Source organism: Bradyrhizobium sp. AZCC 2176 (assembly GCF_036924645.1).
Taxonomy (GTDB): Bacteria; Pseudomonadota; Alphaproteobacteria; order Rhizobiales; family Xanthobacteraceae; genus Bradyrhizobium.
Genome location: NZ_JAZHRX010000001.1, coordinates 3,154,572 through 3,179,983 on the forward strand (window position 1 = coordinate 3,154,572; position 25,412 = coordinate 3,179,983).

Genomic DNA, 25,412 nt, shown 5'->3' on the forward strand with positions numbered 1-25,412 from the left:
ATGAGCGCTTCCGACATCATCCTCAAGCTCAGCAATATCGAGAGCTATTACGGGCCGATCATGGCCATCAGGGGCATCAGCCTTGAGGTGCCGCGCGGCCGTATTGTCACTTTGCTCGGCGCCAACGGTGCCGGCAAGACCACCGTGCTCAAGACCATCTCCGGCATCCTCGATCCCCAGAAGGGCTCGATCGAGTTTTTGGGCAAGCCGATCCAGCGCATGGAGGCCGACAAGATCGTGCGGCTGGGCTTAAGCCACGTGCCGGAGGGACGCGAGGTGTTCCCGTTCCTCTCGGTGCGGGAAAACCTGATGATGGGGGCCTATCCGCGCAAGGACCGCGACGGTGTCGCCGATGATCTGGACCGCGTCTACGGCTATTTCCCGCGGCTGAAGGAGCGCATCAACCAGCCGGCCGGGCAGTTGTCCGGCGGCGAGCAGCAGATGCTGGCAATCGGGCGGGCGCTGATGAACCGTCCGACCCTGCTACTTTTGGATGAGCCGTCGCTCGGCCTGTCGCCGATCCTGGTGAGAGAGATTTTCACGATCATCAAGCGCGTCAACGAGGAGCAGGGCATGTCCATCCTCTTGGTCGAGCAGAACGCCAAGGTGGCGCTGGAGACCGCGCATTACGGCTATGTGCTGGAAATCGGCCGGGTGGTCATGAACGACACCTGCGAGCGGCTGATGAATTCAAAGGACATCCAGGAATTCTATCTCGGCGCCAAGGAAGAGGGCGCCCGCGGCGAGCGGCGTTGGAAAAAGAAGAAGACGTGGCGTTAGAAGACCTGACGTTAGAGGATCTGGCGTTAGAATATCTGGCGTTAACCGTCGCAGTCAAAAGCATGGCGTTAAGAACGAGTTAGAGCTAGATTCAGGCCCTGCTTCAAGAAGGCAAGACCGGTTGCCAAGACCGGCACCTGAGGCAGGCGACAGAGGGAGGAAGAGAGCATGGCCAGACCGGCAGTGCTGACGGTCGCCGACACGATCGCGAGGAGCTTTCTGAAGTCCGTGGAAACCCGCGGCGACAAGCCTGCGATCCGCGAAAAGAAGTTCGGCATCTGGCAGCCGACCAGTTGGCGCGAGTGGCTGCAGATCTCCAAGGACATCGCCTTCGGCCTGCATGCGTCAGGCTTCCGCCCCGGCGACGTCGCTTCGATCATCGCCAACGCGGTGCCGGAATGGGTCTATGCCGACATGGGCATCCTCTGCGCCGGCGGCGTCTCTTCCGGGATCTATCCGACCGACTCCTCAGTCCAGGTCGAATATCTCATCAACGATTCCTCGACCAAGGTGATCTTCGCGGAGGACGAGGAGCAACTCGACAAGATCCTGTCGTGCCGTTCGCGGTGTCCGACGCTGCAGAAGATCGTCGTGTTCGACATGGAAGGCTTGAGCGGCTTCACCGATCCGATGGTGTTGTCGCTGGCCGAGTTCATGGCGCTCGGACGCAACCACGAGCAGGGCAACGAGGCGCTGTGGGACGAGATGATCGGAAGCCGCTCAGCGTCCGATCTCGCTATCCTCGTCTACACGTCAGGCACAACGGGCCCGCCCAAGGGCGCCATGCATTCCAATCGCAGCGTGACGCATCAGATGCGCCATGCCAACGATCTGTTTCCATCGAGCGACAATGAAGAGCGGCTGGTGTTCCTGCCGCTCTGCCACGTCGCCGAGCGGGTCGGCGGCTACTACGTCTCGCTGGCGCTGGGATCGGTGATGAATTTCGCCGAGAGTCCCGAAACCGTGCCGGACAATCTGCGCGAGGTGCAGCCGACCGCCTTCCTGGCGGTGCCCAGGATCTGGGAAAAATTCTATTCCGGAATCACGATCGCGTTGAAGGATGCGACCGCGTTCCAGAACTGGATGTACCGCACCGCGCTCGCCATCGGCAACCGGGTGACCGAGTACAAGCTGCAGGGCGATACGCCGCCGCTCTCGTTGCGGCTCGCCAACCGCGCCGCCTACTGGCTGGTGTTTCGCAACATCCGCCGCATGCTCGGGCTCGACCGCTGCCGGCTGGCCTTTACCGGCGCCGCGCCGATCGCGCCGGATCTGATCCGCTGGTATCTCGCGCTCGGCCTCGAGATGCGCGAGGTCTACGGCCAGACCGAGAATTGCGGCGTCGCCACCGTGATGCCGCCCGATCGAATCAAGCTCGGCTCGGTCGGCAAGGCTGCGCCCTGGGGCGAGGTCGCGATTTCACCGCAGGGCGAAATCCTGATCCGCGGCGATTTCCTGTTCATGGGCTATCTGAACCAGCCGGAAAAGACCGCCGAGACCATTGACGCCAAGGGATGGCTGCATACCGGCGACGTCGGCTCGATCGACAATGAAGGCTTCGTCAGGATCACCGACCGGATGAAAGACATCATCATCACCTCGGGCGGCAAGAACATCACGCCGTCGGAAATCGAGAACCAGTTGAAGTTCTCGCCTTATGTCTCGGACGCCGTGGTGATCGGCGACAAGCGGCCGTACCTGACGTGCCTGGTCATGATCGACCAGGAGAATGTCGAAAAATACGCCCAGGACCACGACATTCCCTTCACCAATTACGCCAGCCTCTGCCGCGCGCCCGAAATCCAGGACCTGATCCAGCGCGAGATCGAGGCGGTCAACGTCAACTTCGCGCGCGTCGAAACCATCAAGAAGTTCTACCTGATCGAACGTCAGCTCACGCCCGAGGACGAGGAGCTAACGCCGACCATGAAGTTGAAGCGCAGTTTCGTGAACAAGCGTTATGCGGCCGAAATCAACGCCATGTATGGCGAACGGGCGGTGGCGTAGGGAAACGGAAGTTTGAAGCGAGCATCACGTAAGCGGCGAAGGACAAGAAGGCCCTACCCTTCGCTCAACACGGGCCAATAAGGAGGATATTGCAATGTCGAAATCGTTTAGGGCGTTGGGCCTTGCGGTGAGCGCCCTTGCGCTGACCCAGTTGCCGGCCGCAGCCCAGACCAAGGTTACCGATCAAGGCATCTCGGCGAGCGAGATCGTCATCGGCACCCATCAGGATCTGTCCGGCCCGATCAAGGTCTGGGGCGTGCCTGTATCCAACGGCATGAAGATGGCGGCTGAGGAAATCAATGCCGCCGGCGGCATCCACGGCCGCAAGATCAAGCTGATCCTGGAGGACAGCGGCTACGATCCGAAGCGCGCCGTGCTGGCGTCGCAGAAGATGGTCGAGCGCGACAAGGTGTTCGCCATGGTCGGCCCGATGGGCTCGCCCACCGTGCTCGCCGCGCAGGACATCCTGTTCGATGCCGGCGTCCTGCAGCTTTTCCCGCTGACGGCGGCCGAATTCACCTTCAAGTTCGATCCGGCAAAGCCGCAGGAGCGGCTGAAGTTCAACAATTTGCTGCCCTATGTCGAGAGCACGCGTGCGGCCGTCAAATACATGATCGAGGGGAAGAACTTCAAGAAGCCCTGCATCATGCATCAGGACGACGAGTACGGAAAGAACGTGCTTGACGGCTTCACCCAGCAGGTCACGGCGATGAAGCTACAGCCTGCTTCGGTCACGAGCTACAAGCGCGGCGCTTCCGACTTCAGCGCGCAGATCGCCAAGATGAAGGCCGACGGCTGCGATATGGTCGTGCTCGGCACTGTTATCCGCGAAACCATCGGCGCGATGGGCGAAGCCAAGAAGCTCGGCTGGGACGTCACCTTCCTCGGCGCCACGCCGACCAACGTGCTCGAAGTGCCGGCGCTCGGCAAGGATGCGGTCGAAGGCCTCTATGCGGCTTCGGGTTTCGAAATCCCGTACGAAGACACGGCAAAGGGCAAGGTCAAGGATTGGCTCGCCAACTACAAGAAGATGTTCGGCTCGGACGCCAATACGCAGGCGATCATCGGCTACAACGCCATGATGACTTTTGCGTTCTACGCCGAGAAGGCAGGAAAGGACCTGACCGGCCAGAAGATGATGAACTCGTTGGAGTCAGGCGAGAAATTCATGGACATCTTCAACTCGCCGCCGACCAAGTTCTCCAAGACCGACCATCTCGCCAACACCATCACCCAGGTCCAGCAGGTCAAGAATGGCCGCTGGGTGCTGGTCAAGGAAGGCCTGATGTTCTGAGGGGCGTTTCGCTTCTGCAGGCAGGAGCTTCAACGAAGGGGCTGCGCGAGACGATCGCGCGGCCCTTCTTTGTTTTGAGGTTCTGACTGCGGGCGTCACCTCGTCATTGCGAGGAGCGAAGCGACGAAGCAATCCATTCTTCCTTGTGGCACGATGGATTGCTTCGCTTCGCTAGCAATGACGGACAACCATTACGTCGTGCCAACCAAAAGAGCGCCAACGGCAAAGGGGCTGCGCAAGACAATCGCGCAGCCCTTTATTTTAGTTGTCATTCCGGGATGGTCCGAAGGACCAGACCCGGAATTCGAGATTCCGGGTTCGATGCTTCGCATCGCCCCGGAATGACGGGGCGCTCATCACTTCGGCCGGATCGCGTCCGCGGTGCCTTGGATGAAGGCTTGCAGCTTCGGGATATCCTCTTCCTTCAGCTTGCCGGTGAAATCGGGCATGCCGCGGTCGCGGAACGGGCCCTTGAACACGATGTCCTTCAGGTTGGTGATGGTTTCAGGCGCGACATAGCCGAGGTTCCTGATGTTGCCGCCGTTGTCGACGCCGGGCACGCTGTGGCAGGCGGCGCAGGCGGCGACATAGATGGCGGTGCCTTCAGGGATATCCTTCGGATCGTACTTCACGCCCTTCAGCAGTCCTTCGGTCTGATACTTCACGAAGGTCGGCAGCGGCGCCTTGCCGTCGATCGCGAATGTGTAGACCGTGCCGGGGCTCTGCAGCTCGGTGGCGCGAATCCACTGGCCGATCACGCCGCCCCAGCCGACCGCGATCGACACATATTGCTTGCCGTCGAGCATGTAGGTCGAAGCCGCCGCGACCACGCCGGTCCCGGTCGGGCTTTCCCAGAGCTTCTCGCCGGTCGTGGCGTTGTAGGCGACGAAGCGGCCGTCGGCCGTACCCTGGAACACCAGATTGCCCGCGGTGGTGAGGGTGCCGCCATTCCACGGCGCCACGTGCTCGACGCGCCAGGCTTCCTTCTGCTTGACCGGATCCCAGGCCACCAGACGCCCGAAGGCCGGGTTCTTGGGGGGCGTGGCGTTCAGCAGGAAGCCGAGGTTCCAGCCCGTCGCGCTGGCGAATTTGCCGGGCTCAACGGCATTGTGCTTGAAAGCCTTTTCCGGCGTGAGATTGGTGGGGATGCCCTGTGCCGGCACGTAAACCAGACCGGTCTGCGGATTGAACGACATCGGATGCCAGTTGTGGGCACCGGCCGGCCCCGGAATGCTGTCATAGGCTTCGTCGCCGCGCGCTTCCTTTATCTCGATCGGCCGGCCGTTGGCGTCGTAGCCGGTCGCCCAGTTCACGTCGACGAAGTTCTTTGCCGAGATGAACTTGCCGTTGGTGCGGTCGATGACGAAGAAGAAGCCGTTCTTCGGCGCGTGCAGGATCACTTTGCGCGGCGCGCCATCGAGCGTGATGTCGGCCAGGATCATCGGCTGGGTGGCGGTATAGTCCCAGTGATCGCCGGGCGTTTCCTGATAGTGCCAGGCATATTTTCCGGTATCTGCATTCAGCGCGACGATCGAGGACAGATAGAGGTTGTCGCCGCCCGAGGGGCTACGGACCTTCTGATTCCACGGCGCGCCGTTGCCGGTGCCGATATAGACGAGGTTCAAATCGGGATCGAAGGTGATGGTGTCCCACGCGGTGCCGCCACCGCCGTTGACCCAGTATTTGCCGGCGGGATCCCAGGTCTTGGCTGCGGACGCCATCGATTCATCTTCGAACGGCTTTGACGGATCGCCGGGCACGGTGAACCAGCGCCATGCCTGGTTGCCGGTCTCGGCGTCATAGGCAGTGACGTAGCCGCGCGCGCCGAATTCGGCGCCGCCGTTGCCGATCACCACCTTGCCGTTGAATACGCGCGGCGCACCGGTGATGGTGTAGGAGTGCTCCTTGCTGGCGATGGTGTCCTTTTCCCAGACCACCTTGCCGGTGGTGGCGTCGAGCGCGAACAGCCGGCCGTCATAGGCGCCGACAAAGACCTTGCCCTTCCAGAGTGCGACGCCGCGATTGACCACGTCGCAGCAGCCCTTGTAGCCCTTCTCGCGGTCGACCTTGGGATCGAAGGTCCAGAGCTGCTTGCCGGTGCGGGCGTCGATGGCATGCACCACGCTCCATGACGCGGTCTGATACATGATGCCGTCGACCACGACCGGCGTCGCCTCGACGCCTCGGGAGGATTCGAGCGGGTAGCTCCACACCAGGCCGAGTTTCTTGACGTTGTCGGTATTGATCTGGTTGAGCTTGGAAAAGCGCGTCTCGGCATAGTCGAGGCCGATGGTCGGCCAATCGTTCGAGGTCGCGGTGTTGGCCTTGATCGATGCGCCGTCGACCGCCGAGGTGACGGCCTTGATGTGCTCGGGCGATCCCTTGGCGGGGCTCTGCGCGAGTGCAGCGCTGCCGGATAGCGTCAGGCCCAGCCCGATGGCGATCGCGGCCTGCGCAAGGCGCGCCGATCGACGGGAGGTAACGGCAATTTCAGGAAATAAACGGCAAGCGGAATCAACGCGCGGCGAACGTGTCATCTCAATCCCCTCCCAGTGATCTCTAGCGGATCTGCCGGAATGCTATGCCGGTGAGAAGGATCGCGTCAATCAATGCGAGGCGCGAAATGAAAAAGAGAAAATTTGTATCGTCACGCTTTTGCCAAACGGAATACAACGCGCATCACGCCTGTACCGCACCATCGGCGCGAGACAGGGAAAATCAGGCAAGGAAAGCAGATTGTTGTCAGCCGTCGTCGCGCAACAATTGCGCGCCGTCGTTCGTCAGTCGGCGCTTTCGAATGGCCGGCCCGCGGAGGCGGCCAGTGAACTCACGACGAGCGGAGCCACAGAATTATTGCCCGAGGCATCGGCGAGCAGGGTGGAAGAATCGGCATATCGCATCACGCCGTGCTGATCGATCACGAATGTCGGCTGGTAATTTCTGACGTGGGAATCCTCGACCATCGCCATGCGGCGATTGTCGAGCATCAGCCATCGCCCGTCGAGCCGCGCGGCGGCCACCGCGTGGTCCTCGCCATGGATGGTGTCGTGCAGCACCACGATCCGGAGATCGTCGGGCGCGAGTCCGGCGCGGCGCAATGCGACGAATTTCGCAATCGCATAATCCTCGCAGTCGCCGCCGCCACGGGCGAGCGTTGCGAGCGGTGAGGTCCAGACGTCGATCTGGCCGTGATGCGCGAGGTCGCTGATTGGCCGGATAGCAAGATTGATGGCGCGGTTGATTTCGCCGAGGCGGGCGCGGCCTTCGCGCAGCCGGGCAGCGTCGACGATGTCGAGGAATTTCAGCGCGGCCGGCGACACGCAGCCGTCACGGTCGCCTTCGCACAGCGCAAGCTGCACCATTTCGTCGTCGAGCCGGCGTTGCACGCCGAGCCATTTGTCGCGCAGTCCGCCGCTCTGAAGCGTAGATGCGCCGAGCCCGAACGGCTCGGCCGATCGCTCGATCAGCTCCACCGGCGCGGGTGGCTCCGGCGTCTCCGCGCGCAGGTCCGCTGGCCCGAACCAGGCCAGGCCGCACGCGACGATGCCCGCACGCCATGCGCGCGCGTAGACTGACAACCTCATCTGACGCCCCTTGTCCGGGCATCGGCGGGCTTGTTCTGCCTGCTCGTGCACGGATCATTTCGGAACGGGCAGGATGAGCAACGGCGCTTTTGATCCGCTTAAAACGCGAGGGGACCTATCGGAAGTTTGCGAAGCAGGGTGAGGGCGGCCTTGCCGGTTTGCAGAGAATTTTATCGATCTACCTCGATCGACGCTCATCAAGGCCGCTCGGTTATCCGCGACGGGCTGCGGGAGATTTACGGTTGCGAGAGGGTCACAGGTCAGCGAATTAACCTTGCCCGCAGAATCGCTCGGCGCGATTGCAACCGTCCAGGGCGCCTTGAAGGGATGACGGCTTCGAATGGATCCGGCGAAGTGATCAGGCTTAGGCCGCTGCGGCTTGCCTCAGGAAGCGGTATTCGCCGCGCTGCAGCGACGATAAGGTATTATGACTGCTTGTCTTTATGCCTTGGGAAGGCTCCGCCCATTTTTCGGTCAGCCCGGGGTCAAGTCCGGCCTTTTCCTTGCCACACTTTCGCCCGACAGTTTTCCCGGACCTTTTCGTCCTGTTGCAGACTTACCCATATTGTGGGTGTTTGTGGCGTACCGGCTTTTGTGTTCCTTACCTGCGTGATATGTAACCTCGCAGAAAAATTTCATACTTCTTAACTATTTAGATTGGTGTTCCATTGAACTATGCCGGCAAATTCGGATCGGGTGACCTCGACCCTTTTCCCGGCGCGGACATTGGCTTTGGGCCTTTGCTGTCACCGCACGGTCATCTTTCGTCTCCCGGCAAGTTCCATGTCGACAAGGTTTCGACACATGCGCCGTCGGACGCGATAATTATTTCTGATGCCCATCTGCTGTTCCACGGCGACTTCAAGCGGTCGGGCGTCGACCTGGTCCTCTCCAGCGGCGACCGCGAGCTCGTGCTGCCCGACTATTTCAGGGGCGAGAAACGCGCCGCGCTGGCCTCGCCTGATGGTGCCCACCTCACCGGCGACATCGTCAACGCGCTGACTGGCCACACCCAGTTCGCGCAGGCTGACGGCAGCGCCAGCGTCGCGCCGCAGCTGATCGGCCACGTCACCAAGCTGACGGGTAGCGCGACCGCGATCCGCAACGGCGTGTCGATCATCCTGAACCAGGGTGACACCGTCCACAAAGGCGACGTCGTCCAGTCCGGCTCCGACTCGACGCTCGGCATGACCTTCATCGACGGCACCGTGTTCGGCCTCGCGTCGAACGCCAAGATGGTGCTGAACGAAATGGTCTACGACCCCAACGGGTCGGACAACAAATCGCTGCTCAGCCTGGTGGCTGGCACCATCTCCTTCGTCGCCGGTGCCACCGCGAAGAAGGGCGACATGAAGGTCGATACGCCGGTCGCGACCATGGGCATCCGCGGCACCGCGGTGCTGGTCGAGATCGATTTCGAGGTGCCGTCGCAGGGCGGCGCGCCGCCGGCGAAATTCCAGGTGCTGGTCGAGCCCGACGGCACCACCGGCTCCTACATCCTGTTCGACAAGACCACGCTGACGCCGATCGCAACCGTCAACCGGGCCGGCACGCAGACGATCATCAACGGCCAAGGCACGGTCAGCTTCCAGTCGTCCGTGCAACTGTCGCCCGACGCGCAGAAGATCATCAGCGACGTGTTTTCGCTGAAGTTCACCGACCTGAACAACCCGAACACCAAGCTGACGAGCAACTTTACCGACTCGATCGTTCCGGAAAACTCATTCCTGAAGCTGGCCAGCAACGACTTCGTCCCGGTGACGCTTCAGTTCGTCAACGTTCCGGACAGGCCCGCCGCCGGCCCCAGCACGGGTCCCGGTCCTCAGCTCACTCACATTCCCGGGCCGCCGGCGGCTGCCGCATCCGGCAGCTCGTTTACCGAACGCACCGCCATCACTGCCAGCGCCGCCGTGGACAGCATGTCCGGCAAAGTCGGCTATGCCGATATCAATCCGGGCGACGTTCCGAGCGTCAAAACCGAGTTTTCCTCCTTCACCTACGCGAACGCGCAGAATGCCGACGTCACCGCGACGCTGACGGCGGAGCAACTGGCCGCGATCAAGGCGGTCGAAGTGCCGCTCTCCGTGGTGCAGGACCCCAACGGCAAGAACACCGGCCAGGCCACCTGGACCTACAACATTGCCGACGGCGCCTTCGACTTTCTGGCCTCCGGCGAGACGCTGACGCTGACCTATATGGCGCGCGTCGACAACAACTACGCGCCGAGCAACGAGACGACGTTCGTGCCGTTTAAGATCGTCATCACCGGCACCAACGACAAGCCGACCATCTCCGCGACCGGTGGCGAGATCACGGAGCGGATTGGCACCGGCAATACGGCGGTCGATATCGTGACCGGCACCGTCACCTTCGCCGACGTCGACCTGACCGACCGGCCCGTCGTCAGCGCAGCGATCTCCGCGACCGATCCGTTCCGCTATTACGACGCGGAGGGCAACGACGTCACCGTGACGCTTACGCCGTCGCAACGGGCGGCGATCCTCGCCGTCGAGGTGCCGCTGAGCGTGGCGCAGGCGGCCGGCAACACCCACAACGGCTCGGCAACCTGGACTTACAGCGTTGAGGACAGCAAGTTCGACTTCATCGCCAAGGGCGAGACGTTGACGCTCAACTACGTCGCCCAGGTCGATGACGGCCATGGCGGCGTGGTCTCTACGCCGATCACCGTCTCGATCCAGGGCGCCGACGTCGTCGTCATCGGCACCAACGACGTGCCGACCATCGCTGCGACGAGCGATGCCTTTGCCGAATTTTCGAACGTCAACCAGCCGAACCCGACCGGGTCCGACGCGTTCCATGTCGCATCCGGTACGATCAGTTTCACGGACGTCGACCTGACCGACCGGCCGGTGGCGAGCGCCACCTTCACCTCGTTCAGCTACCTGAACGCCTATAGCGTCGACGTCACCTCACAGCTGACGGCCAAGCAACTCGCGGCGATCGCTGCGGTGGATGGACCGCTGACGGTGGTGCAGGCTCCCGGCAATACCAATAACGGTTCGGCGACCTGGAGTTACAGCACCGGCGACAATGCGTTCGACTTCCTTGCCGTAGGCGAGACCCTGACGCTGACCTACACCGCAACTGTCGATGACGGGCATGGCGGCGTGGTGACCAAGCCGATCACCATCACCGTTACCGGCAGCAACGACACGCCCGAAATCACCAGCGCGACGCAGGCCGCGACCATCGCGGAACGCGCCGACGCCCACGGCTCGGCGACGCCGGATACTGCAAGCGGTGCGATCGCGTTCAGCGATGTCGATCTGACCGATACGCATGAGGTCGATATCACCAGCGTCCACGCCTCCGGCGTGACGACGGGTCTTGCCAACGGCACGGTGCAGCTCAGCTGGCTATCGCTGGGGTCGTTGCATGATTCCACCGATGGCGCGCAGGGTTCGCAGAGCTGGTCGTTCTCAGCGCCGGATAGTTATTTCGATTACCTCGCCGATGGCCAGTCGGTCACGCTGACCTACACGGTAGAGGTCGATGACCACCATGGCGGCGTCACCGCGCAGGACATTGTCGTCACCGTCAACGGCAGCAACGATGCGCCCGAGATTGCCAATATCGCGCAGCAGGCCCTCACCGAGCAGACCGATACCACGCCGCTGACGACGACGATCCCTGTCACTTTCACCGATCGCGATTTGTCCGATGTCGGCCACAGCGCAACCATTACCCACGCGGCCGCGACCGGCACCACCACGGGCCTTGCGCTCGACGAGGCCGCGCTTATCGCGCTGGTGGCGCCCGGCGCGGTGACCAAAGCCGCCGGTTCCACGGCGGGAGCGGTCAACCTGTCATTCTCGGCGGCCTCGACCGCGTTCGACTATCTGGCGAAGGGCGAGGTCCTGACGCTGACCTATACGGTTTCGATCGACGATGGCGATGGCGGCGTGACGCCGCAAACCTTCATCGTCACGGTCACCGGCACCAACGATGCGCCGTCGATCGTGGGTGAAGTCGATCCTTCCGCGCAGACCGTTATTGTGGTCGCTCCGACCGGGCCGGTCGTGCTTGCTCCGGGCGTAAGCGTAAATTCGCTTGGCCTGAACACGGAGACGTTTGACGGCGTAGCGGCGGGCGCGACATCGAACAATGGCGCCGGCTCCGGCAATTTCGAAAGCGCTGCGCTCGGGGCCCATTTCTCGGCATCTGGAAATAGCGGGATCGTAGTTGGCTCGTCCTCGGTCACGGCGGCGCCGTTCGTCGGGCCGCTACCTGGAGCGCGGGACACGACCCATTATCTGAGCATCGGCAGCAATAGTACCGAAACCATCACCTTTGCTTCGGAGAAAAACACCTTCGGCCTCTACTGGGGGTCGCTCGATTCCTACAACACCATCAAATTTTACGACGGAACGACGCTTGTCGCTTCCTACACCGGCAATGATATTTTGCCGCTGTTCCCGACCGGTAACCAGGGTTCGTTCGCCTCAAACGGGTATGTGGAATTCTCCGGACTGCACTCCTTCAACAAGGTAGTGCTCGGCAGCAGTTCGAACGCATTCGAGATCGACAACATTTCTGCCGGAAATATTCCTTCGCCCGGGCTTTCAGGGCCGATCAAGGGTACGCTCAACGTTCATGATGCCGACATCGGCGACGCCTTGACGGCGTTCGTGATCGGCAACGCCACGATCGAGTACAACGGCTCGTCGTCAGTGCCGGGCAACATCGACATATCCACGTTGGTGAACGCCGCGGATGTGACGTTCGACACCGCGTCGAGCAATGGCGGAACGGTTGTCCTGAATTGGACCTATCAACCGATCAATGCCAATCTCGATTTCCTCAATGCGGGCGACATACTGAAGATCAAATTCGTCGCGGAGGTGAGCGACGGTCATGGCCATACCGGCAGTCAGCCGCTGACGATTACCCTCGTTGGTGCAGAAAATACGACGAACGCATCGCTCAGCCTCGCTACCGGACCGGTCATAGACACCGATGCGGTAAGCGTCACCGAGAATGGCGACGGAACGACCACGGTGTCGGGCTTGCATGTGTCCGACGGCGACGCCACCGCGCCGAACGACACGTTCACGGTCAGCGCGGTTGCCAGCAGTACCAGCGGCAGCGTAATCCCGCCGGCCGCTGACGGTTCGCTCTCGGCCGTCAACACCACACTGAATAGCGGCATTAATTACGACCCCGGCGACAGTCCACCGCAAACCGACATGGTGACGCTAACGGTATCAGACGGCCTCGGCCATTCCGACACCGTCCATTTCGTGTTCAACGAGGCCGGACAGGGGCCCGTCGCGTTGGTCGGCACTTCCGGCAAGGACGTTATTTTCGCGACCGGCTCCGACGATACGCTGACCGGCGGTGCGAGCGCCGATCAGTTCGTTTTTGCGCCGGGACAGAACCCGAGCGCCGACACGATTACGGATTTCACGCCGGGCCAGGACCGCATCGATCTGCGGCTGTTTTCCGAAGTGGGCTCCGACAATATCAATAGCTGGCTGTCCACCCATGCGATTCAGAGTTCGACAAACCCCGCGGATATCCTGATCACGCTCGGCAACGAAGCTCTCACGCTGAAGAACGTCACCGTCACCAGTCTGCATGCCGGCGACTTCATCGTATCGCCGCATCACGTTATCTAGTGTGGCGGCTTGCGAATTCACGCTAGCCCCGCGATATCAATGCTATCTTCTAGCTTGTCCGGCGCAGCCGATTAGACGAACAATCAGAAGCCATGAAACGACTGCGGGTATTGCGAAGGTGGTTCCAGCGGCGCTTTGGCTACGCCCGGCTGCTCTGTCTCGCGCTGCTGATCGGGCTCGCCGCGCTTCGCGTCGCCGACCCGGCGCCGGTCGAGGAAATCCGCGTCCGGACCTTTGACGCCTTCCAGCGCATCGACCCGCGCAACAAAACGGCAAGACCGGTCACCATCGTCGATATCGACGACAAGAGCCTTGAGAAGCTCGGGCAGTGGCCGTGGCCGCGCACCCGCATCGCCGATCTCATCACCGAGCTGACCCGGCTGGGCGCGGTCGTCATCGCATTCGACGCGGTTTTCTCGGAGCCCGACCGGCTCAATCCGGACTTTGTGGCCGATACCTTCCGTAATCTTGACCCGGAAACCCGCGCCAAGCTGCGGGCGCTGCCGAGCAACGACCAGATCTTCGCCGCAGCCATCAAGGCTTCGCGTGTAGTGCTCGGCGAGTCCGGCCTGCCGGAAGAGATCGCCACCCTCGACAAGACGCTGCCGGTCACCGGAATCGCGATGCTGGGCGAGGAGCCGCAGCGCTTCATGTTCGATTTCCCCGGCCTGTTGCGCAACGTGCCGGTGCTGGAGCATGCCGCCGCCGGGCGCGGCCTGTTCACGATCAAGCCCGAACGCGACGGCATCGTGCGGCGGGTGCCGATGATCATGCAGGCGCAGGGCCAGACCATGCCCTCGCTGACCTTCGAGATGCTTCGCGTCGCTACCGGGTCCGGCACCATCCTGATCAAGGCCGAAAAGGCCGGCATCAAGAGCCTCGGCATCAAGGGCGTCCAGATTCCGACCGACCACAACGGCCAGATCTGGGTTCGCTATGCCCGCAACGATGCCTCGATCTACGTCCCCGCGGTCAACGTGCTGGAGAAAAACGTCGCGCCCGACATGATCGCCGGCAAGCTGGTGCTGATCGGCACCTCGGCGGTCGGCCTCAACGACATCAAGACCACGCCGGTGTCGCACGCCATGCCCGGCGTGGAGATTCATGCCCAGGTGCTCGAGAGCACCTTGACCGGCGAGGTGATCTCGCAGCCGATCTACGGCATTGCCGTGGAGTTCGTGACTGCGCTCCTGTTCGGGCTTCTGGTGATCGTGTTTGCACCCGTGTTTGGGCCGGTCACGCTGGTCGCTCTTGGCGCAGCGTTCGCAAGCATGCTGGTCGGCATGTCGGTGTATTTCTACACGCAGAACCGTCTGCTGATCGATTTCACCTATCCCCTGATGTCGACCACGGCGATCTACCTCACGCTGATCTTTTCCAGTTTTGTGCGCGAGCAGGCCCAGCGCCGGCAGATTCGCTCGGCGTTCGGCCAGTATTTGTCGCCCGCTCTGGTCGAACAACTCGCGCAGTCGCCGGAAAAGCTGGTGCTCGGCGGCGAGGAACGTGAGATGACCATCATGTTCTCGGACATGCGCGGCTTCACCTCGATCTCGGAAACCTACAAGAACGACCCGCAGGGTCTTACTGCGCTGATGAACCGCTTCCTGACGCCGCTGACCAACGCCATCCTCAGCCGCAAGGGCACCATCGACAAATACATGGGCGACGCCATCATGGCGTTCTGGAACGCACCGCTCGACGACAAGGACCATCACCTTAATGCCTGCGAGGCGGCGCTCGACATGCTGGAGCGCGTCGACGAGCTCAACCAGGCGCGCGAGCAGGAGGCAAAGGAAGAGGGGCGGCCGTTCATCCCGCTCAATGCCGGCATCGGGCTCAATACCGGCATCTGCGTGGTCGGCAACATGGGCTCAGACCAGCGCTTCGACTATTCGGTGTTCGGCGACAGCGTCAACCTGGCCTCGCGGCTGGAGGGGCAGTCGAAGGAATACGGCTTCCCGATCATCGTCGGCTCCAAGACCGCGCTGGCGGTCAAGGACAAGTTCGCGATTCTCGAGCTCGACTTCATCATGGTGAAGGGCAAGAAGGAGCCGGAGGTGATCTATGCCATCGCCGGCCGCGAGGATACCGCGCAGTCCGGCCGCTTCCAGCGGCTGCGCAACCTGACCATCGAGATGCTCGCCTGTTATCGCAACCGCGACTGGGAAGGCGCGCTCGCGGCGATCGCGCGCGGCCGCAAGACCGACGAGGCGAATTCACTGGAGCTGCTCTACAGCCTGTACGAAGCCCGCATCCGCGGCTATCTCGAAAACCCGCCGCCGGAAGGCTGGAACGGCGCATTCGCCCTGCTGACGAAGTGACGCGGTAACCCGTCACGCGCGGGCTCGACCCGCGCATCCATCACTCTTCGGAAGAATTTTGCGAAGCAGGATGGATTGCCGGGTCAAGCCCGGCAATGACAGTAGGGGGCCTACTCCAGCCCGATCGTTGTCAAATCCTGAAACCAATGCTGCGCCTGCACGAACCTCTTCACCTTCGGCGACAGCGCATGCGGGTTGGTGTCGTGCACCACCCACACCAGCGTCGCGTCGTCGACGATCGCTGCGTGCGCCTGCGCCAATAGTTCGTCCTGTTTGGCGACGTCGAACGTCTGCTTGGCCTCGTCGATCAATGCATCGACCTTCGGGTTCTTGTAGCCGCCCCAGTTGACGCCGACCGGTGCGATCTGGCCGGAGTGGAAGAAGCGGACGATCGCGTAAAGCGGATCAGACGTGACATAGGCGATGTTGTTGGAGGTGATGTTCGCATTCATCTCGTCGGCCGCGCCCTTGCGCCACGCCGTATAGAGAGTCTCGAGCTCGACCACCTTGAAGTCGATCTCGATGCCGATTTCCTTAAAGCTCTGCTGCAGGAATTCGTTCATCGGCAGCGACAGCATCTGCCCGGTGCCGCCCTGCGCGATGATGAAGGTTGTCTTCAGCGGCTTTTCCTTCGAATATCCCGCTTCCTGCACCAGCTTCTTCGCCGCCGCGACATCGTATTTCAGTTCAAAGGACGGCTTGCCGAACCACGGGCTCGACGGGTCGACCTGACCCTTGGCGGGTTTGGCCAACCCGTTCATCAGTCCGACGACGGCTTCGCGGTCGATCGCGAGGTTGAGCGCCTTACGCAGGCGGATGTCGGTCCAGGGCGAGCCGGGCAGCACGCTCAAATGATAGTTCCAGACATGCGGCGTGACGTTGTCGACGATCTTCATGCCGGCGGATTTGAGCTGCGGTACCGCATCCGGCGCCGGCGTCTCGATCAGATCGACCTGGCCCGCCAGCAGCGCATTGGTGCGCGTCAGCGCTTCCGGCATCGGGATCAGCACGATCTTGTCGGCCTTCGGGATCCGCTTCTTGTCCCAATAGTCGGCGTTCTTCGAGAGTTCGGCCAGTTCGCGCGGGACAAGTTTGGTCAGTTTGAACGGGCCGGTGCCGGAGGGCTGGCCGGCGAACTTGTCCCAGTCCTTGCCGAGCTTTTCATATTGCGCGGGGCTCGAGACCAGAAACCAGAGCATCTGATACGGGAAGAACGAATCCACGGTTTTCGTGGTGATCTCGATCGTGCCATCGTCGATCTTGGCGTAGCTCGCGACCGAGGGCAGGCGGGTTTTCACCTGCGCGCTCTGGCGCTTGTCGAACTGCGGTGCCTTGTCATTGAGCACCTTGTCGAGATTCCAGATCACCGCGTCGGCATTGAAGTCACTGCCGTCGTGAAACTTGACGCCCTTGCGCAGGATAAAGCGCCACTTCTTCCTGTCGGTGTCGTCCACCTTCCATTCGGTGGCCAGGCCGGGCACCAGTTTGCCGGGCCTGTCGGAGACGTCCATCTCCCAGGCGACCAAGGGATCGTAGATCGTATAGGCCGAGAACTGGTAGGCGCCGGCGCCGCGGTCCGGCTGGCCAGTGGTCAGCGGGATGTCCGCCATCGAAATGCCGTAGCGCACAACGGTCTCCGCCTGCGCCGAAATCGTAGGCAAGCCAAGGGACAATCCGAGGGCAAGTGCTGTGGCAGCAAGAAGCATCGAATTTCGGGTGCGCATGAATTAAGCTCCATCGGGCCGGGGTTGGAGCCAAAAAATGCAAGCTTGGTGCCAGATGGAGCATAGAACCAGCGCGTGCATACGCATTCACAGAGAGTTGTGCGGCTAATGGCCCCTCAAGAAGCGCCTGCCTCAGCGCCTTCCTTGGCACAGGCGTTGCATACCTTTGCATAAGAATTAGTCACCCAAGTCGAGAAGGGATTGCTGCATGCGTAACGACAAATCGAAGAAGACGGCCACCGCGTGGCTGCTGGCGACCGCGCTGGTGGTGGGGCTGCCGCAACTTGCGAGCGCCGAAACGGTGCTGCGGATCGGCATGACCGCTGCCGATATTCCGCGCACGCTCGGCCAGCCCGACCAGGGCTTTGAGGGCAACCGCTTCACCGGCCTCACCATGTATGACGGCCTGACGATGTGGGACCTGTCGTCGGCCGAGAAGGCGAGCGTGATGATTCCCGGGCTCGCGACCGAATGGAAGGTCGACGAGGCCGACAAGAAGAAGTGGACCTTCAAGCTGCGTCCCGGCGTCAAATTCCATGATGGCTCGCCGTTCAATGCCGATGCCGTGGTCTGGAACGTCGAAAAAGTGCTGAAGCAGGACGCGCCGCATTTCGACGCCAGCCAGGTCGGCGTCACCGCCTCGCGCATGCCCACCTTGGCCTCGGCGCGCAAGGTCGACGACATGACGGTTGAGCTGACCACCAAGGAGCCGGACAGCTTTTTACCGATCAACCTGACCAATCTGTTTATGGCGAGCCCGACCAAGTGGCAGGCGTTCTATGACAAGGCTGAAGGCGCCGACGCCAAGGCCAAGTCGCAGGCCGCCTGGGCGGCGTTCGCCAAGGACGCCTCGGGCACCGGGCCCTGGAAGATGTCGAAGTTTACCCCGCGCGAGCGGCTCGAACTGGTGAAGAACGAGGGCTATTGGGACAAGGCGCGCGTGCCCAAGATCGACCGCATGGTGCTGCTGCCGATGCCGGAAGCCAATGCCCGCACCGCGGCCTTGTTGTCCGGTCAGGTCGATTGGGTCGAGGCGCCGGCGCCGGATGCGGTCAAGGAGATCAAGCAGCGCGGCTTCCAGCTCCAGGCCAATGAATCACCGCATGTCTGGCCGTGGCAGTTCTCGCGCGTCGAAGGCTCGCCGTGGAACGACATCCGCGTCCGCAAGGCCGCCAATCTCTGCATCGATCGCGAAGGCCTCAAGGAGGGCCTGCTCGCCGGCCTGATGGTGCCGGCCACCGGCACCTTCGAGCCCGGCCATCCCTGGCGCGGCAAGCCGACTTTCGAGATCAAGTATGACCTGAAGGGCGCCCAGAAGCTCATGCAGGAAGCAGGCTACGGCCCAAGCAAAAAGCTGACGGTGAAGACCCAGACTTCGGCGTCGGGATCGGGCCAGATGCAGCCCTTGCCGATGAACGAATATCTGCAGCAGGCGCTGGCCGAATGCTACTTCGACGTCCAGCTCGATGTCATCGAGTGGAATACGCTGTTCACCAACTGGCGCCGCGGCGCCAAGGATCCGACCGCTAACGGCGCCAATGCCACCAACGTCACCTATGCGGCGATGGATCCGTTCTTCGCGCTGGTGCGCTTCCTGCAGTCGTCGATGGCGCCGCCAACGTCGAACAATTGGGGCTACGTCAACAATCCCAAGTTCGACGAACTCGTGACCAAGGCCCGCCAGACCTTCGATCCCGCCGCGCGTGACGCGGCGCTGGCTGAACTGCACGCGGCTTCCGTCGACGATGCGGCGTTCCTTTACGTCGCCCACGACGTCTCGCCGCGCGCCATGAGCCCGAAGGTCAAGGGTTTTGTGCAGCCGAAGAGCTGGTTCGTCGACTTCTCGCCGGTGTCGATGGCGCCGTAGTCCAGGACTGCCATGTTGTACCCTCTCCCCTTGTGGGAGAGGGTGGCTTCGATGCGAAGCATCGAAGACGGGTGAGGGGTTCTCTCCGCGGACATGCCTCCCTCATCTGAAAGACTTGCTTCCGCGGATAGAACCCCTCATCCGGCGCGGACTAAAGTCCGCGCCACCTTCTCCCACAAGGGGAGAAGAAGAGAGTTGCTCGTGTTTGCTTACATCGCCCGGCGTATCGTCTACGTCATCCCGATCGTGATCAGCGTCGCGCTGGTGTGTTTCCTGCTGGTGCACATCACGCCCGGCGATCCGCTGGTGGCCGTGTTGCCGGCGGATGCGTCGCAGGAACTTGCGGCGCAACTGCGCACCGCCTATGGCTTCGACCGTCCGCTGCCGGTCCAGTTCGGGCTCTGGCTGTGGCGCGCGCTGCATGGCGATCTCGGCAGTTCGATTGCGACCGGCCGACCGGTGCTGACGGAAGTGTTGCGCGCGGTCGGCAATACCGTCACGCTTGCGATTGCCGCGGCGCTGATCGGCTTCACGCTCGGGCTATTGTTCGGACTGATCGCCGGCTATTTCCGCGATACCTGGGTCGACAAGGTCGCGACTTCGATCGCGATCGCCGGCGTCTCGGTGCCGCATTACTGGCTCGGCATGGTGATGGTCATCATTTTCTCGGTGCAGCTCAATTGGCTGCCTGCGGTCGGCGCCGGTCCCAGTGGTTCCGGCTCGTGGGGCTGGGATTGGGAGCACATGAAATATCTCATCCTGCCGGCGATCACGACCTCTGTGATTCCGATGGGCATCGTCACCCGCACCGTGCGGGCACTGACCGGCGACATCCTGAGCCAGGATTTTGTTGAAGCATTGCGCGCAAAAGGCCTGCGCGAACTCGACGTGTTCAAACACGTCATCAAGAACGCGGCGCCGACCGCGCTTGCGGTAATGGGACTGCAACTCGGTTACATGCTCGGCGGCTCGATCCTGATCGAGACCGTGTTCTCCTGGCCCGGCTCGGGACTGCTGCTCAATTCGGCGATCTTCCAGCGCGACCTGCCGCTGCTGCAGGGCACGATCTTGGTGCTGGCGCTGTTCTTCGTGGCCCTCAATCTGCTCGTCGATATTGCGCAGGCCGCGATCGATCCACGCATCAAGCGGGGCTGATTCATGACTGTGATGTCGGATACCGCCCTGCAAGCCGCCCCCATCACCAAGGCGCGCGGTTATTGGGCCACCGTCGGCCGCCGCATCTCGCGCGACAAGGTCAGCATGGCCTGTGCGTTCGTGCTGGTGCTGATCTTCGCCTCCGCGCTGCTGGCACCGTGGCTCGGCCTTGCCGATCCCTACCAGGGCTCGATGATCCGCAGGCTTCGCCATATCGGCACGCCAAATTATCCGCTCGGCACCGACGAACTCGGCCGCGACATGCTGGCACGGCTGATCTATGGCGGCCGGCTGTCGCTGATCATCGGCATTCTGCCCGTGATCTTCGCCTTCGTGATCGGAACCTCGCTCGGGCTCGTTGCCGGCTATGTCGGCGGCAGGCTCAATACCGCGATCATGCGCACCATCGACGTGTTCTACGCCTTCCCGTCGGTGCTGCTGGCAATCGCGATCTCGGGCGCGCTGGGCGCAGGCATCGTCAACTCGATTGTCTCGCTGACCATCGTGTTCGTGCCGCAGATTACCCGCGTGGCGGAAAGCGTCACCACCGGCGTGCGCAACATGGATTTCGTTGAGGCCGCGCGCGCCTCCGGCGCCCGGCCTTTGACCATCATGCGGGTGCACATGCTGGGCAATGTGCTGGGCCCGATCTTCGTCTATGCGACGGGGCTCATTTCGGTCTCGATGATCCTCGCAGCGGGCTTGTCCTTCCTCGGCCTCGGTACAAAGCCGCCGGAGCCGGAATGGGGGTTGATGCTGAACACGCTGCGCACCGCGATCTATGTCAACCCATGGGTGGCTGCGCTACCCGGCGTCATGATCTTTGCGGTGTCGATCTGTTTCAACTTGCTGAGCGACGGCATGCGCAGCGCCATGGACATCAGGAACTGACGCGATGAGTGAGACAAGCCCGTCCGTCGAACTACTGGAGCCGGTCGAAGACGTCGGCGGCGCGGCGCAGCCGCTGTTGCAGGTCACCGGCCTGACAAAACATTTCCCGGTGCGGGGCGATCTGTTCAGCTCTCGCAAAACCGTGCGCGCGGTCGATGATGTGTCCTTCTCCATCGCCAAGGGCGAAACCGTCGGCATCGTCGGCGAGTCCGGCTGCGGCAAGTCGACCACCGCGCGGCTGTTGATGCACCTGATGAAGCGCGACGCCGGCGACATCGTCTATGACGGCATGCAGGTCGGCCGCGCGCTCTCGCTGCGCGAACTGCGCCGCGGCATGCAGATGGTATTTCAGGACAGCTATGCCTCGCTGAACCCGCGCCTCACCATCGAGGAGTCGATCGCATTCGGCCCAAAGGTTCACGGCATGGCGGATGCCGCCGCGCGCACGCTGGCGCGCGAACTGCTCGGCAAGGTGGGCTTGCGGCCCGAAACTTTCGCCAACCGCTATCCGCACGAGATTTCCGGCGGCCAGCGCCAGCGCGTCAATATCGCGCGTGCGCTAGCGCTGTCGCCCCGGCTCGTGATCCTCGACGAAGCCGTGTCGGCGCTCGACAAATCGGTCGAAGCGCAGGTGCTCAACCTGCTCGCTGATCTCAAGCGCGAATTCGGCCTGACGTACCTGTTCATCAGCCACGACCTCAATGTGGTGCGCTACATCAGTGACCGCGTGCTGGTGATGTATCTTGGTGAAGTCGTCGAGCTCGGCCCGGTGGACAAGGTCTGGGATGCGCCGGCGCATCCCTATACGCGGGCACTGCTGGCCGCGATGCCGTCGTCGGACCCCGACAACCGCACCGAGACGCCGCCGATCTCGGGCGATCCGCCCAATCCGATCGATCCGCCTTCGGGGTGCCGGTTTCACACCCGATGTCCGTTTGCGGAGCCGCTCTGCGCAAATGCGACGCCAAAGCTCAGCGATGTCGATACAATGGGCCATCAGGCGGCGTGCTACATGGCCATTGCTGGTTCCGGGCACAGCCGCGCACCGGCCAAAGAAAACGACAAGGGAGCAAACGCCGCATGACAAGACCCGATCCGAAGCAGGTCAAGGTAATGACCGATGTCGCCGGGGTGCCGCAGGATTCGGAGGTTTCCGCGCGCATCGCCAATTCCATCGGCCCGGCCTTCGAGGGCTTTGCGCCGATCGCCGGCACGCTGCCGATGGATCTTGAACCTGCAAGCTTCCTGCTGGTGCAGCGCGCAAAGGTGTCGAAATGAGCGGCGAACCGGCCCTGATGTCGCTGGCGTCGGTCGCGAAAGCGATCGCCGGCAAGAAATTTTCCTCGCGCGAAGTGACGCAATCCTGTCTCGACCGGATCGAGCAATGGCAGCCGCGCGTCAACGCCTTCATGGCGATCGAGGCGGAGGAGGCGCTCGCCGCCGCTGATGCCGCCGATGCGGCGTTGGCCAGGGGCAAGAATCCGGGCCTGCTGCACGGCGTGCCGATGGCGCACAAGGATATGTACTATGAGACCGGCAAAGTCGTGACTTGCGGCTCGAAGATACGCCGCGATTACGTGGCGACCACGACCTCCACGGCATTGCAGCGGTTGAAGGACGCCGGCTCTGTCAGGCTCGGCTCGTTGCAGATGGTGGAGTTCGCCTACGGCCCGACCGGTCACAACGTCCACTACGGCGCCGTGCGCAACCCCTGGAATGTCGATCACATCACCGGCGGCTCGTCGTCCGGCTCCGGTTCTGCCGTGGCGGCGCGATTGACTTTTGCGGCGCTGGGCTCGGATACCGGCGGCTCGATCCGGATGCCCGCGCATTTTTGCGGCGTCACCGGCTTCAAGACCACGGTCGGGCTGATCAGCCGCGCCGGCGCAATGCCCTTGTCGCAGTCGCTCGATACGGTCGGCCCGCTCGCGCAAACGGTCGAGGACTGCGCGCTGCTGGTCGGGCTGATGGCGGGTGCCGACCCTGAGGATCCCACCACCTCGACGCTTCCGGTACCGAACTACATGGCCGCCACCACGGGCTCGCTCAAGGGCTTGAGGATCGGCGTGCCGACTGCGTTCTATGTCGATGATCTCGATTCCGAGGTGGCACGGGTGCTGGACGAAACGATCGCCACCTTGAAAAAAGAAGGCGCCGAGATCGTCAAGGTCGAGCTGCCGGACCAGCGTCAGCTCACCGCCGCCTGCCAGATCGTGCTCGCGACCGAAGCCGCTGCCTTCCACAAGCGCTGGATGATCGAGCGGCCGCAGGATTACGGCGCGCAGGTCCTGATGCGGCTGCAGAACGGGCTTGCGATTCCGGCCGTGACCTATCTCGAAGCGATGCGCTGGCGCGGTCCTGCGCTCGCCGCCTACCTTGCCGCGGTCACCGGAACCGATGCCGTGATCGCGCCGGTCGCGCCGATGCCGGCGGCGACCATTGCCGAGAGCGATGTCGGCAACAGCCTCGATGCGGAAGCTGTGATCCAGCGCATCACGCGCTTCACCCGGCCGATCAACTATCTCGGCCTACCGTCGCTTTCGATTCCCTCAGGTTTCACCAGGAGCGGCCTGCCGGTCGGCATGCAGTTGATCGGCCGCCCGTTCGATGAGGCCGGGCTGTCGCGGATCGGCGCGGCGTTCCAGCGCGCCACCGACTATCACCAGCAGGTACCCAAGTTGGCATGAGCAACCTCGTCGAAATCCGCGACCTTAACATCCGCTTCACCGGCGAGCGCACGGTTCACGCCGTCAACGACATCTCGCTCTCGCTCGGCGAGGGCGAGGTGCTCGGCCTGCTCGGTGAATCCGGCTCCGGCAAGAGCGTGACCTTGCGCGCGCTGATGCGGCTATTGCCGAAGAAGCGAACGCGGATTTCGGGGACTGTGAAGGTATTGGGCCACGACGTGCTGGCGATGAACGACGAGCAGCTTTCGGCGTTCCGCGGCCAGACCGTCTCCATGATCTTTCAGGAGCCCGCGCTGGCGCTCGATCCCGTCTACACGATCGGCCACCAGATCGCGGAAAGCGTGATGCGCCATGAAGGCAAGAGCCAGAAGGAAGGGATGGCCCGCGCGCTGGAAATGCTGGAGGTGGTGCGGATTCCCTCCGCCAAGCGCCGCCTCGAGGCCTATCCGCACGAAATGAGTGGTGGCATGCGGCAGCGCGCCATGATCGCGCTGGCGCTGGCCTGCAAACCGAAAATTCTTTTGGCCGACGAGCCGACCACGGCGCTGGACGCCACCGTGCAGATCCAGATCCTGCTGCTGCTGCGCGAACTGCAGCGCGAGTTCGGCATGTCCGTGATCTTTGTGACCCACGATATCGGCGTCGCCATCGAAATCTGCGATCGCGTCGCCGTCATGTATGCCGGCCAGATCGTGGAGCAGGGCCGCCTGCGCGACATCGTGCGCACGCCGGTTCATCCCTACGCCAGGGGCTTGTTGGCCTCGACCGTCCACTGCGCCAAGCGCGGCCAGCGGCTGGAGACCATCCCGGGCACCCCGCCTTCGCTCGACAAGGCGCCTGCCAGTTGCTCATTCGCGCAGCGCTGCAGTTATGCGCAGCCGCGCTGCAGCGAGCGCTTGCCGCCCAATGTGCAGGTGTCGCCGGACCGAACCGCGCGATGCGTGCTGGCGGAGCCGGTCGACGCCACTGCAAGCTAGTCGCTGCACTGGAGATGTCTGATGTGCGAGCTTGGGCCTCGCGTGGCGTCCCGGATGCTGCGCATGCGCCGCGCTTCGCGGTGCGGTGCGTTGCTGATCCGGGTCTAGAGCTCGGGGCGACAGGTCCCGGCCCTGCGGAGCAGCGTTCCACGCTGCGCCGCGTCCGGGACAAGAGGGTAGTCACCCACCCAAGCCCGGATCGGCCCAGCGCTCGATCTGCGCCGGTCCCACGACCTGCTTCGGCTGATGGGGGTTGAGCGTGCCCGCGCTGGCGGACCAGCCCTTGGCCAGGATCTGCATCGCAAACAGCTTGGCGTCGATTTCAGATTTGAAGGTACGGGTCGAGCGGGTCGTGCTCCCCGCAGTCTCGTCCGTCTTGTCCGGACCAAAAGTCACATACCAAATATCGCCATTCTTCATGGCTGCATAACGCGTGTGGCGGAAAAAAGTTTCAATGCTGCGGCAGCCGCCGCAAGCCGCAAAGTT

Annotated in this window: 16 protein-coding genes; 12 read left to right on the forward strand and 4 right to left on the reverse strand. The window is 62.6% G+C overall.

What is annotated here, in order from left to right; all coding sequences use genetic code 11:
• The 3 genes from V1288_RS14650 to V1288_RS14660 all read left to right on the forward strand — a co-directional run bounded on the left by V1288_RS14650 (position 1) and on the right by V1288_RS14660 (position 4,081).
• Entirely contained in the window at positions 1-780 is a 780-nt protein-coding gene (locus tag V1288_RS14650; RefSeq protein ID WP_334357705.1) for an ABC transporter ATP-binding protein, read from the forward strand.
• A gap of 168 nt (positions 781-948) precedes the next feature.
• Positions 949-2,787, forward strand: coding sequence for an AMP-dependent synthetase/ligase (locus V1288_RS14655; protein ID WP_334357706.1), 1,839 nt, complete (start codon positions 949-951; stop codon positions 2,785-2,787).
• A 94-nt stretch (positions 2,788-2,881) separates the two neighbouring features.
• Positions 2,882-4,081, forward strand: a complete 1,200-nt coding sequence (locus V1288_RS14660; protein WP_334357707.1) for an ABC transporter substrate-binding protein — start codon at positions 2,882-2,884, stop codon at positions 4,079-4,081.
• 356 nt (positions 4,082-4,437) lie between these two features.
• On the opposite strand, the gene V1288_RS14665 is transcribed toward V1288_RS14660, so the two are convergent.
• Together V1288_RS14665 and V1288_RS14670 are read right to left on the reverse strand one after the other, a co-directional pair.
• Positions 4,438-6,618 (reverse strand): PQQ-dependent dehydrogenase, methanol/ethanol family, encoded by a 2,181-nt coding sequence (locus V1288_RS14665; RefSeq protein WP_334357708.1) that lies wholly within the window; start codon positions 6,616-6,618, stop codon positions 4,438-4,440.
• A gap of 243 nt (positions 6,619-6,861) precedes the next feature.
• A complete protein-coding gene (locus V1288_RS14670; RefSeq protein WP_334357709.1) occupies positions 6,862-7,665 on the reverse strand; it encodes a transglutaminase-like cysteine peptidase in 804 nt (267 codons plus the stop codon).
• Between the two features lie 668 nt (positions 7,666-8,333).
• Here V1288_RS14670 and V1288_RS14675 point away from each other — a divergent pair.
• Entirely contained in the window at positions 8,334-13,304 is a 4,971-nt protein-coding gene (locus V1288_RS14675) for a VCBS domain-containing protein (protein WP_334357710.1), read from the forward strand.
• Between the two features lie 92 nt (positions 13,305-13,396).
• Positions 13,397-15,625 carry a CHASE2 domain-containing protein gene (locus tag V1288_RS14680; protein WP_334357711.1) on the forward strand — a complete coding sequence of 743 codons (2,229 nt, stop codon included), beginning with the start codon at positions 13,397-13,399 and terminating at the stop codon, positions 15,623-15,625.
• A gap of 110 nt (positions 15,626-15,735) precedes the next feature.
• Here the strand turns inward: V1288_RS14680 and V1288_RS14685 are convergent, their stop codons facing one another.
• Complete coding sequence (locus V1288_RS14685) at positions 15,736-17,349, reverse strand: ABC transporter substrate-binding protein (protein ID WP_334357712.1); 1,614 nt, start codon at positions 17,347-17,349, stop codon at positions 15,736-15,738.
• Positions 17,350-17,557: 208 nt separating this feature from the next.
• Here V1288_RS14685 and V1288_RS14690 point away from each other — a divergent pair, with 208 nt between their 5' ends.
• The 7 genes from V1288_RS14690 (at position 17,558) to V1288_RS14720 (ending at position 24,926) form a co-directional block, all read left to right on the forward strand.
• Positions 17,558-19,216 carry an ABC transporter substrate-binding protein gene (locus V1288_RS14690; protein ID WP_334357713.1) on the forward strand — a complete coding sequence of 553 codons (1,659 nt, stop codon included), beginning with the start codon at positions 17,558-17,560 and terminating at the stop codon, positions 19,214-19,216.
• Positions 19,217-19,417: 201 nt separating this feature from the next.
• Complete coding sequence (locus V1288_RS14695) at positions 19,418-20,371, forward strand: ABC transporter permease (protein ID WP_334357714.1); 954 nt, start codon at positions 19,418-19,420, stop codon at positions 20,369-20,371.
• Between the two features lie 12 nt (positions 20,372-20,383).
• Positions 20,384-21,262, forward strand: a complete 879-nt coding sequence (locus V1288_RS14700) for an ABC transporter permease (RefSeq protein WP_442894025.1) — start codon at positions 20,384-20,386, stop codon at positions 21,260-21,262.
• 4 nt (positions 21,263-21,266) lie between these two features.
• Positions 21,267-22,346, forward strand: a complete 1,080-nt coding sequence (locus V1288_RS14705) for an ABC transporter ATP-binding protein (protein WP_334357716.1) — start codon at positions 21,267-21,269, stop codon at positions 22,344-22,346.
• Positions 22,343-22,540 (forward strand): hypothetical protein, encoded by a 198-nt coding sequence (locus tag V1288_RS14710; RefSeq protein WP_334357717.1) that lies wholly within the window; start codon positions 22,343-22,345, stop codon positions 22,538-22,540. The genes V1288_RS14705 and V1288_RS14710 overlap by 4 nt, the downstream gene beginning before the upstream one ends.
• Positions 22,537-23,949 (forward strand): amidase, encoded by a 1,413-nt coding sequence (locus V1288_RS14715; protein ID WP_334357718.1) that lies wholly within the window; start codon positions 22,537-22,539, stop codon positions 23,947-23,949. Before V1288_RS14710 ends, V1288_RS14715 begins: the two co-directional genes overlap by 4 nt.
• A complete protein-coding gene (locus tag V1288_RS14720; protein ID WP_334357719.1) occupies positions 23,946-24,926 on the forward strand; it encodes an ABC transporter ATP-binding protein in 981 nt (326 codons plus the stop codon). Before V1288_RS14715 ends, V1288_RS14720 begins: the two co-directional genes overlap by 4 nt.
• A gap of 180 nt (positions 24,927-25,106) precedes the next feature.
• Here V1288_RS14720 and V1288_RS14725 read toward each other — a convergent pair whose 3' ends face one another.
• A complete protein-coding gene (locus tag V1288_RS14725; protein WP_334357720.1) occupies positions 25,107-25,322 on the reverse strand; it encodes a hypothetical protein in 216 nt (71 codons plus the stop codon).
• Between the last annotated feature and the right edge of the window lie 90 nt (positions 25,323-25,412).

Excerpts from the sequence above, each read along its gene's own strand:
- V1288_RS14650 (WP_334357705.1), top strand. The coding sequence starts at position 1 with ATGAGCGCTTCCGACATCATCCTCAAGCTCAGCAATATCGAGAGCTAT.
- V1288_RS14655 (WP_334357706.1), top strand. The coding sequence starts at position 949 with ATGGCCAGACCGGCAGTGCTGACGGTCGCCGACACGATCGCGAGGAGC.
- V1288_RS14660 (WP_334357707.1), top strand. The coding sequence starts at position 2,882 with ATGTCGAAATCGTTTAGGGCGTTGGGCCTTGCGGTGAGCGCCCTTGCG.
- V1288_RS14665 (WP_334357708.1), bottom strand. The coding sequence starts at position 6,618 with ATGACACGTTCGCCGCGCGTTGATTCCGCTTGCCGTTTATTTCCTGAA.
- V1288_RS14670 (WP_334357709.1), bottom strand. The coding sequence starts at position 7,665 with ATGAGGTTGTCAGTCTACGCGCGCGCATGGCGTGCGGGCATCGTCGCG.
- V1288_RS14680 (WP_334357711.1), top strand. The coding sequence starts at position 13,397 with ATGAAACGACTGCGGGTATTGCGAAGGTGGTTCCAGCGGCGCTTTGGC.
- V1288_RS14685 (WP_334357712.1), bottom strand. The coding sequence starts at position 17,349 with ATGCGCACCCGAAATTCGATGCTTCTTGCTGCCACAGCACTTGCCCTC.
- V1288_RS14690 (WP_334357713.1), top strand. The coding sequence starts at position 17,558 with ATGCGTAACGACAAATCGAAGAAGACGGCCACCGCGTGGCTGCTGGCG.
- V1288_RS14700 (WP_442894025.1), top strand. The coding sequence starts at position 20,384 with ATGTCGGATACCGCCCTGCAAGCCGCCCCCATCACCAAGGCGCGCGGT.
- V1288_RS14705 (WP_334357716.1), top strand. The coding sequence starts at position 21,267 with ATGAGTGAGACAAGCCCGTCCGTCGAACTACTGGAGCCGGTCGAAGAC.
- V1288_RS14710 (WP_334357717.1), top strand. The coding sequence starts at position 22,343 with ATGACAAGACCCGATCCGAAGCAGGTCAAGGTAATGACCGATGTCGCC.
- V1288_RS14715 (WP_334357718.1), top strand. The coding sequence starts at position 22,537 with ATGAGCGGCGAACCGGCCCTGATGTCGCTGGCGTCGGTCGCGAAAGCG.
- V1288_RS14720 (WP_334357719.1), top strand. The coding sequence starts at position 23,946 with ATGAGCAACCTCGTCGAAATCCGCGACCTTAACATCCGCTTCACCGGC.